The 14325-nt window shown below is 66.1% G+C and carries 12 protein-coding genes; 3 read left to right on the top strand and 9 right to left on the bottom strand.

The genetic code is table 11. From position 1 onward, the window contains the following. Window positions 1–118: 118 nt before the first annotated feature. Window positions 119–2197 carry a prolyl oligopeptidase family serine peptidase gene (locus ACQR1L_RS03515; RefSeq protein ID WP_434856502.1) on the bottom strand — a complete coding sequence of 693 codons (2079 nt, stop codon included), beginning with the start codon at window positions 2195–2197 and terminating at the stop codon, window positions 119–121. 249 nt (window positions 2198–2446) lie between these two features. On the opposite strand from ACQR1L_RS03515, the gene ACQR1L_RS03510 reads away from it, so the two are divergent. Continuing rightward, entirely contained in the window at window positions 2447–3673 is a 1227-nt protein-coding gene (locus ACQR1L_RS03510; protein ID WP_434856501.1) for an MFS transporter, read from the top strand. A 267-nt stretch (window positions 3674–3940) separates the two neighbouring features. Here the strand turns inward: ACQR1L_RS03510 and ACQR1L_RS03505 are convergent, their stop codons facing one another. After that, window positions 3941–4486 carry a carboxymuconolactone decarboxylase family protein gene (locus ACQR1L_RS03505; protein ID WP_434856500.1) on the bottom strand — a complete coding sequence of 182 codons (546 nt, stop codon included), beginning with the start codon at window positions 4484–4486 and terminating at the stop codon, window positions 3941–3943. 154 nt (window positions 4487–4640) lie between these two features. Between ACQR1L_RS03505 and ACQR1L_RS03500 the strand changes: the two genes are divergently transcribed. Together ACQR1L_RS03500 and ACQR1L_RS03495 are read left to right on the top strand one after the other, a co-directional pair. Next, window positions 4641–5825: an acyl-CoA dehydrogenase family protein gene (locus tag ACQR1L_RS03500; RefSeq protein WP_434856499.1), complete on the top strand. Its 1185-nt coding sequence runs from the start codon at window positions 4641–4643 to the stop codon at window positions 5823–5825. A 150-nt stretch (window positions 5826–5975) separates the two neighbouring features. Then, window positions 5976–7115 carry an acyl-CoA dehydrogenase family protein gene (locus ACQR1L_RS03495; RefSeq protein ID WP_434856498.1) on the top strand — a complete coding sequence of 380 codons (1140 nt, stop codon included), beginning with the start codon at window positions 5976–5978 and terminating at the stop codon, window positions 7113–7115. A gap of 329 nt (window positions 7116–7444) precedes the next feature. Here the strand turns inward: ACQR1L_RS03495 and ACQR1L_RS03490 are convergent, their stop codons facing one another. The 7 genes from ACQR1L_RS03490 to ACQR1L_RS03460 all read right to left on the bottom strand — a co-directional run bounded on the left by ACQR1L_RS03490 (window position 7445) and on the right by ACQR1L_RS03460 (window position 14258). Next, the gene (locus ACQR1L_RS03490) at window positions 7445–7957 is read right to left on the bottom strand and encodes a fasciclin domain-containing protein (protein ID WP_210261909.1); all 513 of its coding nucleotides are present in this window, start codon (window positions 7955–7957) and stop codon (window positions 7445–7447) included. A gap of 999 nt (window positions 7958–8956) precedes the next feature. Continuing rightward, window positions 8957–9994, bottom strand: a complete 1038-nt coding sequence (locus ACQR1L_RS03485) for an amino acid ABC transporter substrate-binding protein (RefSeq protein WP_434856497.1) — start codon at window positions 9992–9994, stop codon at window positions 8957–8959. Between the two features lie 66 nt (window positions 9995–10060). Then, window positions 10061–10654 (bottom strand): L,D-transpeptidase, encoded by a 594-nt coding sequence (locus tag ACQR1L_RS03480; RefSeq protein ID WP_434856496.1) that lies wholly within the window; start codon window positions 10652–10654, stop codon window positions 10061–10063. 109 nt (window positions 10655–10763) lie between these two features. Further along, the gene (locus tag ACQR1L_RS03475; RefSeq protein WP_434856495.1) at window positions 10764–10892 is read right to left on the bottom strand and encodes a DUF2474 family protein; all 129 of its coding nucleotides are present in this window, start codon (window positions 10890–10892) and stop codon (window positions 10764–10766) included. Continuing rightward, complete coding sequence (cydB, locus tag ACQR1L_RS03470; RefSeq protein ID WP_434856494.1) at window positions 10892–11902, bottom strand: cytochrome d ubiquinol oxidase subunit II; 1011 nt, start codon at window positions 11900–11902, stop codon at window positions 10892–10894. The genes ACQR1L_RS03475 and cydB overlap by 1 nt, the downstream gene beginning before the upstream one ends. Further along, on the bottom strand, window positions 11899–13302 hold the full coding sequence (locus ACQR1L_RS03465) for a cytochrome ubiquinol oxidase subunit I (RefSeq protein ID WP_434856493.1): 1404 nt from the start codon (window positions 13300–13302) through the stop codon (window positions 11899–11901). The genes cydB and ACQR1L_RS03465 overlap by 4 nt, the downstream gene beginning before the upstream one ends. Before the next feature lie 344 nt (window positions 13303–13646). Continuing rightward, complete coding sequence (locus tag ACQR1L_RS03460; protein WP_434856492.1) at window positions 13647–14258, bottom strand: sigma-70 family RNA polymerase sigma factor; 612 nt, start codon at window positions 14256–14258, stop codon at window positions 13647–13649. Window positions 14259–14325 lie beyond the last annotated feature (67 nt).

Raw genomic sequence — 14325 nt, 5'->3', positions numbered from 1 at the left:
GTCGACGGCGCATCGTCGACCCCCGTCATTGCGAGCGCAGCGAAGCAATCCAGGGGCCGGGTCGGGACTCTGGATTGCTTCGTCGCTTCGCTCCTCGCAATGACGCTGAGAGGTCGGCTCACCCCATCTCCAATCCCACATGCCGCGCCAGGAACCGCGTGCCCAGCGTGATGAAGCTGGCGCGTTCGCGGTTGTCGGTGCCGTAGCCATGGCCGCCTGCGGCGGGCTCGTAGAACCAGGTGTCGTAGCCCATGGCCTGCAGCTTGGCGGTCATCTTGCGCGCGTGGCCCGGATGGACGCGGTCGTCGCGGCGCGTGGTGGCGATCAGGATCGGCGGATAGGGCTGGCCGGGCTTGGCGGTGTGATAGGCCGAGTAGGTTTGCAGCCAGCCCCACTCCTCGTCCTTGTCCGGATCGCCATATTCGGCGATCCAGCTCGCGCCGGCGAGCAGCTTGGTGTAGCGGCGCATGTCGATCAGAGGGATGGTGCAGAACAGCGCGCCGAAGCGCTCGGGGTAGCGCACCAGCATGTTGGTGATCAGGATGCCGCCATTCGAGCCGCCTTGCGCGGCGATGCGCTTCGGCACGGTGACGCCGCGCCGGACGAGGTCGGCGGCGACGGCCGCGAAATCATCATGCGCGAGCCGCTTGCCGGCATAGCGGCCGGCATCGTGCCAGGCGGTGCCGAACTCGCCGCCGCCGCGGATGTTGGCCTCGACGAGCGTCCCGCCGCGCTCCAGCCACAGCTTGCCAAGCGCGGCATTATAGGCGGGCAGCAGCGTATGGCCGAAGCCGCCATAGGCATTCATATGCACCGGCGCATCGCCGGTCGGCTCGGCGGGGCCGGTCTGCGTGTAGGGAATCTTCACGCCGTCCACCGAGACCGCCTCGTGCCGCGTGACGACGTGTCCGTCGGCGGTGAACGTCCGTGGCGCCTGCTTCAGGACCACCGGCGCGCCGAGGTTTTCGATCAGTTGCAGCGACGGGGGAGTCAGCGGATCCTGGATGCTGGCCAACAGATCGCCATTTCCGGTCAATTCGTCGGAATCGAGCGGCCAGACATTGACGGTGGCGAGCGTGGGCAGTCCCGGCAGCGGTTGAGAACTCCAGCCCTCCGCCGACGGCGTCCACACCTCGAATTGCGGCCGCAGTTCGTCCAGGATCGATAGCACCAGGCGGCCGCCGGCCCAGGACAGGCCCTGCAGCGCGCGCCGCGCGCTTGGCTCGAACAGGCGGATGAATTCGCGCGAGCCGGCGAGAAACGCCGACAGCCTGATGCCCAGCACGACGTCGGCCGGATGCGTGACCGCATCGATGGTCCAGGGCTGGCGCAGCTTGATTGCGATCCAGTCGCCATCCGGTGTGACCCAGCTGTCGCTCGGCACGTCCAGCCGCGTGACCGCGCCGCTGGCATCGCCGAGCCAGAGCTGATGGTTGAAGAAATCGAGCCCTTCCGAAAACCACACCCGCGCCGGCGTCACGCTGCGGTCGACACCGGCGCGGACCCAGACCGACTGGCCGTTCTCGGCCGCGAAGATCTGCTTCGCCGCGGCGACGGGCTCCCCGCGCCGCCACAATCGCACCGTGCGCGCATAGCCGGACGGCGTCGCCATGCCCTCGCCGAACGCGCTCGACAGCAGCAGCGTATCGCAGTCGAGCCAGTCGACGCTGCCCTTGGCCTCGGCCAAGGCGAAGCCGCCGTCGACGAAGCGCTTGGCCGTCAGATCGAACTCGCGCAGCACCACGGCATCGCTGCCGCCGCGCGACAGCGACAGCATCGCGCGCTCATGCTTGGGCGGCAGGCTGGAGACCCAGTTCAGCGCCCAGTCCTCGCCCTCGTCAGTCGCGAGGCGGTCGATGTCGAGCAGCACCTCCCATCGCGGTTGCGCTGTCCGGAACTCGTCCAAGGTCGTGCGCCGCCACAGGCCGCGCGGATGCACCGCGTCCTTCCATTGATTGTACAGCAGCCCGCCGCGCCTGGAGACGAACGGGATGTTGTCGGGCCGGTCGAAGATCGCGGCCAGCGCGTCGCGGTCGCGTTCGAAACCGGCATCCCCGAACGCGGCCAGCGTGCGCTGGTTTTGCGCCGCGACGAAGGCCAGCGCGCGGTCGCCCTCGATGTCCTCGAGCCACAGATACGGATCGTCATCGGGGGCCGCGAGCGTCGGACGATCGTCGATTGAATCATCGATTGACATGGCTCAAGCTCCGCAGTCGCTGTGACCCGATAATACCGCTTGGCTTGATTAGCCGCGCCCACCGAGGCTGTCGAATCACGCCTCGCGATGCTGCAGGTCTTGTGGCTGCAAGTCTTGTGGCTGAAGGTCCTGTGGCTGCATGGCTTGCCTCCGCTGCGGCCGGTTGCCTCGGGCGCAGGCTTCCCGCAATAGTGCGGCGAGAACAGAGAGCAATCAGGGAGCGCGGGCCCGCGCGCCTCCGGACACCCCATGATCGACGTAACCGTGACTGAAGACACTTCCGATGATGCCCGCGCGCGCCGCAACGTCACCCGCCTCGCCGCCGCCCAGGCGCTGACCGGCGCCAACTCGGCCGTGATCTTCGCCACCGGCGCGATCGTCGGCGTGACCATCGCACCGGACATCGGGCTCGCGACGGTGCCGATCTCGATGTACGTGGTCGGGCTTGCCGCCGGCACCTTGCCGACCGGCGCGATCTCGCGCCGCTACGGCCGCCGTGTCGCGTTCCTGATCGGCACCGGCTGTGGCGCGGTGACCGGCGTGCTCGGCTGCCTTGCCATTCTCCGCGGTTCGTTCGCGCTGTTCTGCCTCGCGACCTTCCTGGGCGGTCTCTACGGCGCCGTCGCACAATCCTATCGCTTCGCCGCCGCCGATGGCGCCAGCGCCGCGTTCAGGCCCAAGGCGGTGTCGTGGGTGATGGCGGGCGGCATCTTCGCCGGCCTGCTCGGTCCGCAGCTCGTGCAATGGACCATGGATGTCTGGCAGCCTTATCTGTTCGCCTTCAGCTATCTGATCCAGGCCGCGGTGGCGCTGATCGCGATGGGCATCGTCTTTGGCGTCGATCTGCCGAAGCCTGCGGCCGCCGATCTGCACGGCGGCCGGCCGCTGTTGGAGATCGTGCGCCAGCCGCGCTTCATCGCCGCCGCGCTGTGCGGCACCATCGCCTATCCGGTGATGAACCTGGTGATGACCTCGGCGCCGCTCGCGATGCAGATGTGCGGTCTCACGGTGTCGGATTCCAATTTCGGCCTGCAATGGCACATCGTGGCGATGTACGGCCCGAGCTTCTTCACGGGCTCGCTGATCGCCCGCTTCGGCGCGCCGGTCATCGTCGCGCTCGGGCTGGCGCTGGAAGCGGTCGCCGCGATCATCGGGCTGTCCGGCCTGACCGCGATGCACTTCTGGGCCACGCTGGTGGCGCTCGGCGTGGGCTGGAATTTCGGCTTCGTCGGCGCCTCCGCGCTGGTGCTGGAGACGCATACGTCCGCCGAACGCAACAAGGTGCAGGCGTTCAACGATTTCCTGATCTTCGGCCTGATGGCGCTGGGCTCGTTCTCATCGGGGCAATTGCTGGCGCATTTCGGCTGGTCGGCGGTGAACCTGGTGGTCTTCCCGCCGGTGCTGCTGGGCCTGTGCGTGCTGGCGCTGGTGTGGTCGTCGAAGCGGCGGTTGGCGGCTCGTATCGTGGAGCGGTGAGGGTCGCCGCGAACTCGGTGCGCTCCCCTCCCCCTTGCGGGGAGGGGTCGGGGGTGGGGGTCCACGAACCGTGCTCTCCCGATAGACAAAGAGTGAAATCTGCCGATCGGTGGCGGTGTCTCCAGACCGAGCGCTCGTCTGTATCGTTGCGGGGCGCGCCTCACTGAGTTCAGCGCCCGGAGACCCCCACCCCCGACCCCTCCCCGCAAGGGGGAGGGGAGTGCACCGTCTTCGCGGTGACAGCGACGGATCGCAGCTCACAGCTGATCACTTCAACTCGGACACCTCGCCCTCGGGCAGATCGAACTCGAACGTATTCAGCGTCATCGACACCATCGTGTAGTAGCCGCACAGGCCGATGATTTCGACCAGGCCGCGTTCGCCGAGCAGGGCGATCGCTTCGGCGTACAGCGCGTCCGTCAGGCCATGTCCCTCATGCAGCGACTTGGCGACGTCGTAGATCATCTGCGCCTTGGGATCAGAAAAGTCAGGGGTGCGGCGGTCGCGGATGTCCTCGATGATCTTGATGTCCAATCCGCCGGCCAGCGCCAGGCGCTTATGCGCGTACCATTCGTAATGCGCGGTCCAGTGCCGCGCCGTGACCAGGATGGCGATCTCCGAGAGCGCTGCCGGAAACACCGTATCGTAGCGCAGGAAGGCGCCGAGCCGGGTCGCGTGCCGCGCCATTTCCGGGCTGTTGAGCCAGGCCATCATCGGCGGCGGCGGCGAGCCGCGCTTGCTGGCGATCGACTCGTCATAGGTCTGGCGCTGGTCAGCGCTCATTTCGCCAGGCGAAAGAAGTTTCAGGCGCATGGTCGTTTCCTCGTATTTTCACGCGGCGGCATCATGATCATAGATCGCCGGACAAGGCGAGGGCGCCCGCGGCGACATCGATGTTGAATTCCCGGACGCGCTGAGGTTAGGTCGTTCCAACGACAGCAAACATGGAAACGCGCGAGGATCAGATATGGCCGATCTCGACACATTCCGCCGCGAAACGCGCTCCTGGCTCGAGGCCAATTGCCCGCCGGAGATGCGCCGGCCGATGACCTCCGACGAGGACACGTTCTGGGGCGGCCGCAACGCGAAATTCTCCTCCGAGCCGCAGCGCATCTGGTTCGAGCGCATGCGCGACAAGGGCTGGACGGTGCCGCATTGGCCAAAAGAATACGGCGGCGGCGGCCTCGACGGCGAGGAGGCCAAGATCGTGCGCCAGGAGATGGCCGCGATCGGGGCGCGCGCCCCGATCACCTCGTTCGGCATCTCGATGCTCGGACCGGCGCTGCTGAAATACGGCACCGAGGCGCAGAAGCGCGAGCACCTGCCGAAGATCACCGCCGGTCTCATTCGCTGGTGCCAGGGCTATTCCGAGCCGAACGCCGGCTCCGATCTCGCCTCGCTGCAGACGCGTGCCGAGAGCGACGGCGACGACTACATCATCAACGGCCAGAAGATCTGGACCTCCTACGCCAACTACGCCGACTGGATCTTCTGCCTGGTGCGCACCGATCCCACGGCGAAGAAGCATGACGGCATCAGCTTCATCCTGTTCGACATGACCTCGAAGGGCGTGTCGACCAAGCCGATCCTGCTGATCTCCGGCCGCTCGCCGTTCTGCGAGACCTTCTTCGACAATGTCCGCGTGCCCAAGGCGAATGTGCTCGGCACCGTCAATCGCGGCTGGGACGTCGCGAAGTATCTCTTGCAGCACGAGCGCGCGATGATCTCCGGCATGGGCGAGCGCGGCGGCAGCCGGCCGCTGGGTCAGGTCGCGGCCGACTCGGTCGGCAGCGATGCGCAAGGCAGGCTCGACGATGCGCTGCTGCGCGCTGACATCGCCACATTCGATGTCGACGAGGCCGCGCTTGCGGCCGCCGCGGAGCGCATGGTCGATCTCGCCAAGGCGGGGCAGGGCCATCCGGCATTCTCGTCGGCGATGAAGTATTACGGCACCGAGCTCAACAAGCGCCGCCACGAGATACTGATGTCATCAGGCGGCATCGATGCGCTGGAATGGGAGAGCGAGCGCTCGCACGAAGGCGCCCGTCCGCGCGCCTGGCTGCGTACGAAAGCGAACTCCATCGAAGGCGGCACCTCCGAGGTCATGCTCGGCATTGTCGCCAAGCGCATCCTCGATCTGCCGGGGGCGTAGTTCGCCCCCACACTCCGTCATGCCCGGGCTTGACCCGGGCATCCACGTCCATCCGTGCATGAAGGACGACGTGGATGGCCGGGACAAGCCCGGCCATGACGAGCTGAAAGAGCTTCGCTTCCAAACGAACACCGACACTGGACAGCCGCCATGCCCCTCCTCCTCACCGAAGAACAATCCATGCTGCGCGACAGCGCGCGCGGCCTGATCTCCGATCACGCGCCGGTCGCTCACTTGCGCAAGCTGCGCGATACGCGCGACGAGACCGGCTTCTCGCGCGAGCTCTGGGCGACCTTCGCCGAGATGGGTTTTGCGGGCCTCCTGGTTCCCGAGGAGCACGGCGGCTCCGGACTCGGCGCGGTCGAGGCCGGCGTTGTCATGGAGGAGATCGGACGCACCTTGATGCCCTCGCCGTTCCTGGCGACGTCGGTGCTGTCGGCATCGGCGCTGACCCGCGCCGGCTCGGCCGCTCAGAAATCCGAGTATTTGCCGAAGATCGCAAGCGGCAAGCTGCTCGCCGCGCTCGCGCTCGATGAAGGCGCCAAGCATCGGCCGCTGCACACGGTGCTGCAAGCGGTGCGCTCCGGCAACGGCTTCAGGCTCAATGGCGCCAAGGCGATGGTGGTCGATGGCCATGTCGCCGATCTCCTGCTCGTCGTCGCGCGCAGCGCCGGCGCGCCGGGCGAGCGGGACGGCCTCACGCTGTTCCTGGTCGATCCCAGGGCCAAGGGCGTCGCGATCGAGCGCACCATCATGGTCGACGCGCACAACGCCGCGCGCATCACTTTCGACAATGTCGAGGTCAACGCGGATTACGTGCTGGGCGAGGTCGACGGCGGCGCCGCCGTGCTCGGCGGCGTGCTCGATCTCGGCCGTGGCGCGGTCGCCTCCGAGATGGTGGGCCTGAGCGAGGAGGTGTTCGGCCGCACGGTGGCGTACCTCAAGGAGCGCAAGCAGTTCGGCAAGGCGATCGGCGAATTCCAGGCGCTGCAGCACCGCGCCGCCCATCTCTACATCGAGATCGAGATCACCCGCGCCGCCGTGCTCAAGGCGCTGCAGGCGCTCGATGCGGATACCAGTACTGCAACGGCCGCCGTCGCCGTGGCCAAGGCCCGCGCCGGCGCCACCGCGACGCGCGCGGTGCAGGAGGGCGTGCAGATGCATGGCGGCATGGGGATGACCGACCAGTTCGACATCGGCCTCTTCATGAAACGCGCCCGGGTCTGCGAGGAGCTGCTGGGGGATGCGAACTACCACGCGGCGCAGTTGGCGCAACTCAGAGGGTATTGAGTGGGGCAGCTCCTGCGAATCGTTATGCTCTTCGCAGGATGTCGAGGTTGCGCCACAGCCACCGCTGTCGTCCCGGCGAACGCCGGGACCCATAACCACAGGGCGATGTGGCGACGCGCGCTGGTAGCTCCAGCGGTCGCCAAATTCCAGGCGGTGGTTATGGGTCCCGGCTCAAAGGCCGGGACGACACCGTTGTTGTTGCGACCGTATCGGCCCTCATAGGACAGTTGCGTCCCCGCGATCTTGAACGTCGCGACGTCGGAGCTCACGAACAAAGAGCGCGACGTCATCGACGGCGCGCTCTCGTTTCAATCAATGTTCTCGCCGGATCAGTGATGCATCGCGGTCTTGGCCGGCGGCAGCAGCACCTTGTCGATGACATGGATGACGCCGTTCGAGGCGACGATATCGGCCTGGACGACATGGGCGTCGTTGACCTGCACGCCGAAGAAGGTGCCGTCGACGGCCACCGGCTGGCCCTGCGCGGTCTTGACGCTGAGCTTCTTGCCGGCGACGTCGCCCGCCTTCACCGCACCCGGAATGACGTGATACTTGAGGATCGCGGCGAGCTTGCCCTTGTTCTTCGGCTTGAGCAGGTCCTCGACGGTGCCCGGCGGGAGTGCCGCGAACGCCGCATCGGTCGGCGCGAACACGGTGAACGGGCCCTTGCTCTTCAGCACCGGCACGACGCCCGCGGCCTTGGCGGCGGCGACCAGCGTCTTGAACTGGCCTGCGCCGACGGCGGTGTCGACGATGTCAGCAGCGCGAGCAGCCGTGGCGGAGATGGAGAGCGCGCCGAGCATCAACGCGCCGGCCACGAACGAACGGAATCCCAGCGTCATTCGAGTGTTTCCCTGTCAACTGAACTGATGAGTTGGCTGATGCGCAAAAGGGATTTGCAGCCCCTGTTCGCCCTGTCCTCCAGGTCGCACCAGCCTGACCGGATTGGTCGAGTTCGTTACGACCGATGCGATCGGATGGATTTGAGAGCGCGTTCACGAACTCGTGAGCGCGTTGCAGAGCCTCGGTAGCGGAGTGCGCGAGACTCATGATTCTGCGGGAAGACTTACGCCATATCAGCAGGCGCTTCGCCCGTCGTGCCAATTTGTCGCAATCCGACGGGCGTTGTGTCGTCGGGCAAATCAGCTGCACAGTCTGCCGGTCTTGGCCCACAAGAGGGACGCTTCGCGATCGTCACGAGTGTCGGGCTGATGATGCGATGGCCGCATCGGGTCGCAGTGCGCGTGAGCGCGCCGACGAACGATTCCGATGCGGACGTGAAAGTGCGTGGTCCTGGCGCCCCGAGGCTGGCGTCAAGCTCGCGACGATGCTGGCGCATCGCGCGGGCGACGGTGGCTAACAAGCCGGACACCGGGGAGAGCGCGCCATAAGCGTTAACACCATCGCGCAGGGAAGGCCGGGTTGTCCCGGCTGAGCCTGTGGTTCCTGCCGCCTGCAATTTTTTTCGCAGGCGGGCCGCAGGTGCCAGTCGGCACCTGGCCTTCCCTGCGCCCTCGATTTGGAAGAGGGCGGAGAAATGAGCAAAGCTCGGACGCGGAGAAGCGTCGCGAGGATGAGTTTGCTTATGCGATGTCGTTTGTCGGATTTAGCTCTCGTTGCGCGGGCGGTACGCTCCCTCTCCCCGTTCTTACGGGGAGAGGGTTGGGGTGAGGGGCAGACGCACGGGTGGTGTGAGCGGAGAGACCTGTACCCCCTCACCCGGATGTCATCTTGCGATGCCATCCGACCTCTCCCCGCAAGCGGGGCGAGGTACACCGAGCGAGCCGCTCATGATGTGGACTCACGTCCGCGACTTCGGCAAATGCCGGCGTCCGTCGGCCCTACCTGATCGGCGGCGCGTATTGCACGCCGCCCGCGTTCCACAGCTGGTTCATGCCGCGCGGGATCTTCAGCTTCGACTCGCTGCCGACGTTGCGCTCATAGACCTCGCCGTAATTGCCGACGTGGCGGATGATGCGGGCGGCCCAGTCCTTGGTGAGGCCGAGGTCCTGGCCGTAGGTGCCTTCATTGCCGACCAGCCGCATCACGTCCGGCTTCTTCGACTTCAGCGCCTCGTCGATGTTCTTGGAGGTGACGCCGAGTTCCTCGGCGTTGATCATCGCATACAGCGTCCACTTTACGATCATCATCCAGTCGTCGTCGCGCTGGCGGACCACCGGCGCGAGCGGCTCCTTGGAGATGACGTCGGGCAGGATGTCATGATCGTTCGGCTTCGACAGCGTCAGCCGCAGCGCATAGAGCTGCGAGACGTCGGCGGTGAAGGTGTCGCACTTGCCGCTGTCATAGGCCTTGAGGACGTCCTCGAGCTTGGGCAGCTTGACCTCCTCGTACTTCATGTTGTTGGCGCGGAAGTAGTCGGAGACATTGAGCGCGTTCGTCGTCGAGTCCTGCACGCAGACCTTGCTGCCGCTCAGGTCCAGCGCGGTCTCGAGCTTGCGCGAGCGCGGCACCATGAAGCCCTGGCCGTCGTAATAGGCGACCGCCGGGAAATACAGGTCGAAATTCTGCTCGCGCGCCATCGACCAGGTGGTGTTGCGCGAGAGGATGTCGACCTTGCGGCTCTGCAGCTCCTTGAAGCGCTCGTTGGCGTCGAGCGGCACGAACTTCGCCTTCTTCGGATCGTCAAAGATGGCGGCCGCGACCGCGCGGCAGAAATCGACGTCGAACCCGGTCCAGTTGCCCTTGTCATCGGGGATCGAGAAGCCGGGCAGGCCGGCATTGACTCCGCACAGCACCTCGCCGCGGCGGATCGTCCGCTTCAGGGTGCGGGTGTCGTACATTTCGTAGGTGACGGCGAAGGCCGCGACGAGGACAGCGACGGCGAGCCCGATCAGCAGGCCGCCTCGGAAAGTGCGCATGATGAATCTCTTTCGAAAAATGTCAGGACAAAGCGATGGCTGAATGTCCGGCGGCAGGCGCCGCCGTCACAGTTCCGGCTTCTGCCGCACCACGACCTTGGTGCCGACGGGCACGCGGTCGTAGAGATCGGCGACATCGGCATTCACCAGGCGGAAGCAGCCGGAGGAAATCTTGCTGCCGATGGTCCAGGGCTGGTTGGTGCCGTGGATGCGATACACGGTGGTGCCCAGATACATCGCGCGGGCGCCCAGCGGATTGCCGGGACCGCCGGCCATGAAGCGCGGCAGATAGGGCTGGCGCTGGATCATCTCCGGCGGCGGCGTCCAGTCCGGCCACTCGGCCTTCTTGGTGATGCTCAGCAGGCCCTGCCACTGGAAGCCGTCACGGCCGACGCCGATTCCGTAGCGGATGGCGCGGCCGCCCGGCTGCACCAGATAGAGGTGACGCTCGGCGGTGGAGACGATGATCGTGCCCGGCGGCTCGTTGGTGCGGAAGTAGACGACCTGCTTGCGCCACTCGGGATCGAGCTCGTAGCCGTCATCGGCGACCAGGCCGGGCTGATCCCCGGGATCGTCGGACTGGGCAAAGCTGTGCGATGTGGACAGCGCCAGCGCGATGATGGCGCTGGTGGCACACAGCAGGCGACGGAAACTCGGCATTCAAAGCTCTCCTCAACGGACCCCTGCGAAGCTTGCCCGATCAAATCCACCCGCCAAATTTCAGGGGCAAATTTGCAGCAAAGTCAAGGTGAGCGAGCGTGGCCGACCGTCATCCAAGCTTCATCCAGAGTCGCAGTAGAAATGCGACCGCGCCGACGGTGGCCACGCCGGCGAGCCACAGCGCGACGAACCAGGCGAGGCGCTTGGCGAGCGGGGCGGGAGGTGGTGACGGCGGCATCAATGGTAGCCGGCGTCATGGCCGACCTTGCCGCGAAACACCCAATAGGCCCAGCCGGTGTAGCCCAGGATCAGCGGCACCAGCACCAGCACGCCGGGCAGCATCATCAACTGGCTGCGCTCGGGCGCGGCGGCCTGCCAGATCGTGACGCTCTGCGGCACGATGTAGGGATACATGCTGATGCCGAGGCCGGCATAGGACAGGAAGAACAAAGCGAGAGCCAGAAAGAACGGCCAGCCGTCGTGCTTCTGGGCGAGGTTCTTCATCAGCAGCACGGTGACGCCGATGACGGCGAGCGGCACCGGCGCGGTCAGCACGATCGCCGGCCAGCTGAACCAGCGCTGGGCATATTGGATGGTCAGCAGCGGCGTCGCCAGGCTCACGGCGGCGATGGCGAGCAGCATCATGAACAGGAGCACCCAGCTGATGCGATAGGCCTTGTCGCGCAGGTCGCCCTCGGTCTTCAGGATCAGCCAGGTGGCGCCGAGCAGCGCGTAGCCTGCGACCAGCGACACGCCGGTGAGGATGGAAAACGGCGTCAGCCAGTCCCACCAGCCGCCGGCATAGTGCCGGCCGTCGACATGCACGCCCTGCAGGATCGCGCCGAGCGCGATGCCCTGCGCCAGCGCCGCGACCCAGGAGCCGCCGGCGAAGGCGATGTCCCAGAGATTGCGTGTGCTGCGCGTGCGCCAGCGGAATTCGAAGGCGACGCCGCGGAAGATCAGCCCGACCAGCATCGCGATCAGCGGCGCATAGAGCGCCGGCAGCAGGATGGAGTAGGCGAGTGGAAACGCCGCCATCAGCCCGCCGCCGCCGAGCACCAGCCAGGTCTCGTTGCCGTCCCATACCGGCGCGACGGTGTTGGTGATGATGTCGCGGTCATGCTTGCCCGGAAACAGCGGGAAGAGGATGCCGAGGCCGAGGTCGAAGCCGTCCATCACGACATAGATGAAGACCGCGAGCGCGATGATGAAGGCCCAGAGCGTGGCGAGATCGACGGCGACGCTCATGATCCCGCTCCCTGCACGACGCCGGCGGCCGGTGTGATGCCGGCTGATCGCACCGGCTCCGTGCCGCTCGGGCCGGGCTCGCCGGGATGCGGCGGGTCAGCCATCAGGCGCAGGATGTACGCAACGCCAGCGGCGAAGATGATGAAATACACGACGATGAAGGCGATGAGCGAGGCGCCCACGGCCGGTGCGGCCAGAGGCGAAACGGAGTCCGCCGTGCGCAGCAGCCCGTACACGGTGAACGGCTGGCGGCCGGTCTCGGTGGTGACCCAGCCGGCGATCACGGCGATGAAGCCGGCGGGACCCATCGCAATCGCGAAGCGATGCAGGCCGCGATTGATGTACAGGCGGCCGCGCCAGCGCTCCCACAGGCTGAATAGGCCGAGCGCCAGCATCAGCATCCCCAGCCCGACCATGATGCGGAACGACCAGAAGGTGATCGGCACCGGCGGCCAGTCCTTGCGGGGCACGGTGTCGAGCCCGGCCATCGGCGCGTCGATCTGGTGCTTGAGGATCAGCGAGCCGAATTTGGGAATGCCGAGCGCATATTTCAGCTCGCCCTTTTCCTGGTCGGGCCAGCCGAACAGATACAGCGGCGCGCCGTCCTTGTGGCTCTCGAAATGGCCCTCCATGGCCATGATCTTCACCGGCTGGTGCTCGAGCGTGTTCAGGCCATGCTGATCACCGACGAAGATCTGGAGCGGCGCCACCAGCGCCGCCATCCACATCGCCATCGAGAACATCACGCGCGGGCCCGGCAGATGCGGATTGCGCAGCAGATGCCAGGCGCCGACCGCGCCGACCACCAGCGAGGTCGTGAGATAGGCCGCCAGCACCATGTGGACGAGCCGATACGGGAAGGACGGATTGAAGATCACCTTGAGCCAGTCGACCGAGACGAACTGGCCCTCGGCGTTCACGGCGTAGCCGGCCGGCGTCTGCATCCAGGAATTGGCCGAGAGGATCCAGAACGCCGAGATCAACGTGCCCACGGCGACCATCAGGGTGGCGAGGAAATGCAGCTTCGGCCCGACGCGCTTGAGCCCGAACAGCATGACGCCGAGGAACCCGGCCTCGAGGAAGAACGCGGTCAGCACCTCATAGGCCATCAGCGGGCCGATCACCGGTCCGACCTTGTCGGAATAGACCGACCAGTTGGTGCCGAACTGGTAGGACATCACGATGCCGGAGACAACGCCCATCGCGAACGCGATGGCGAAGATCTTGAGCCAGTAGTTGAAGACGTTGAGGAAGACGTCCCGCCCCGTCCACAGCCACAGCGCTTCCAGCACCGCAAGGTAGGAGGCGAGCCCGATCGAGAAGGCAGGGAAGATGATGTGGAAGGTGACCGTGAAGGCGAACTGCGCGCGCGCGAGCTCCACCGCATCCAAACCGAACATCCGCGACCGTCCGTCATTGCAGGGCGCGCCCGGCCCTTCTCGCGCGGACCATTGCATCGGGACAAGGCGATATCAAATGGTCAAATCGCCCTATACCGACCCCACAAAAGACGAAGACCCGGCGGGGGCATCCGCCGGGTCTTCGGAGCAACCTTGGAGGTGGAATTTGCTCGCTCAAAACCGGGATCAGCTGGGGGACTGACGTCCGGTTGATGGGTCACGTTCTAGCGGTCGAACTTTTCCGAGTGATTGCGCCGAATGTTTCAATTGTTTCGTTCGGCGATTTTCTTGGTGTCGCCACGGGAACCCGCCGGGACACCGGTCCCGACGAGAAGGAAGCGCGATCAGGCCGCTAGGCTATGAACGCCGGCGCCGCGCAGGAGTTCCGCGAGGTGCTTGCGGGCGTAGAACATGCGGGTCTTCACCGTCGACTGCGGGATGCCGATGATCTGGCCGACCTCCTCCACGGACTTCTCATGGTAGTAGATCAGGGTGATGATCTCGCGATGCGCCGGCGACAGCTTGGCGACGCAGGCGCGCAGGATGGCGCTGGTGGTGGAGCGCTCGAGCGAGGTCTCCGGCGTGTCGCTGTCGTCGGCGATCTCGCGCACCTCGTCCTGGTCGATGTCCTCGAAGCGGCGCTGGCGCAGCGCGGTCAGCGCCTTGAAGCGGGCGATCGAGAGCAGCCAGGTCGAGACCTGCGAGCGGCCTTCGAACTGCTTGGCGGTGCGCCAGACGTCCAGGAACACCTGGCTGACGAGGTCCTCGGCAATCGTGGTGTCGCGGACGATGCGCAGGATGAAACGATAGACCCGCACATTATGGCGCGCATAAAGCGTGTGCATCGCGGTGCGGTCACCATCGGCAATGCTCTCCAGGAGCATGTCGTCCGTGGTCGCCTGGGCCGCGATGATGCCCCGGCTGGCGGCGGAATTGATGGCAACGACGTTCTGCATGTCACTCTCCCGTTCCGCCGCCCCCTTGCGGCGTTTCGACGGGTGGGATTGTTACGGGGGCCCCGTT

This window comes from Bradyrhizobium sp. HKCCYLR20261 (genome assembly GCF_051168435.1).
Classification (GTDB): Bacteria; Pseudomonadota; Alphaproteobacteria; order Rhizobiales; family Xanthobacteraceae; genus Bradyrhizobium.
Note: the sequence above shows the minus strand (reverse complement) of the source record. Positions and strands in the feature narration are given on the sequence as shown.

Coding starts and splice junctions, on each gene's coding strand:
- ACQR1L_RS03480 (WP_434856496.1), bottom strand. CDS start 10,654: ATGCCGAGTTTCCGTCGCCTGCTGTGTGCCACCAGCGCCATCATCGCG.
- ACQR1L_RS03460 (WP_434856492.1), bottom strand. CDS start 14,258: ATGCAGAACGTCGTTGCCATCAATTCCGCCGCCAGCCGGGGCATCATC.
- ACQR1L_RS03465 (WP_434856493.1), bottom strand. CDS start 13,302: ATGTTCGGTTTGGATGCGGTGGAGCTCGCGCGCGCGCAGTTCGCCTTC.
- ACQR1L_RS03490 (WP_210261909.1), bottom strand. CDS start 7,957: ATGACGCTGGGATTCCGTTCGTTCGTGGCCGGCGCGTTGATGCTCGGC.
- ACQR1L_RS03500 (WP_434856499.1), top strand. CDS start 4,641: ATGGCCGATCTCGACACATTCCGCCGCGAAACGCGCTCCTGGCTCGAG.
- ACQR1L_RS03495 (WP_434856498.1), top strand. CDS start 5,976: ATGCCCCTCCTCCTCACCGAAGAACAATCCATGCTGCGCGACAGCGCG.
- ACQR1L_RS03475 (WP_434856495.1), bottom strand. CDS start 10,892: ATGCCGCCGTCACCACCTCCCGCCCCGCTCGCCAAGCGCCTCGCCTGG.
- ACQR1L_RS03515 (WP_434856502.1), bottom strand. CDS start 2,197: ATGTCAATCGATGATTCAATCGACGATCGTCCGACGCTCGCGGCCCCC.
- ACQR1L_RS03510 (WP_434856501.1), top strand. CDS start 2,447: ATGATCGACGTAACCGTGACTGAAGACACTTCCGATGATGCCCGCGCG.
- cydB (WP_434856494.1), bottom strand. CDS start 11,902: ATGAGCGTCGCCGTCGATCTCGCCACGCTCTGGGCCTTCATCATCGCG.
- ACQR1L_RS03485 (WP_434856497.1), bottom strand. CDS start 9,994: ATGCGCACTTTCCGAGGCGGCCTGCTGATCGGGCTCGCCGTCGCTGTC.
- ACQR1L_RS03505 (WP_434856500.1), bottom strand. CDS start 4,486: ATGCGCCTGAAACTTCTTTCGCCTGGCGAAATGAGCGCTGACCAGCGC.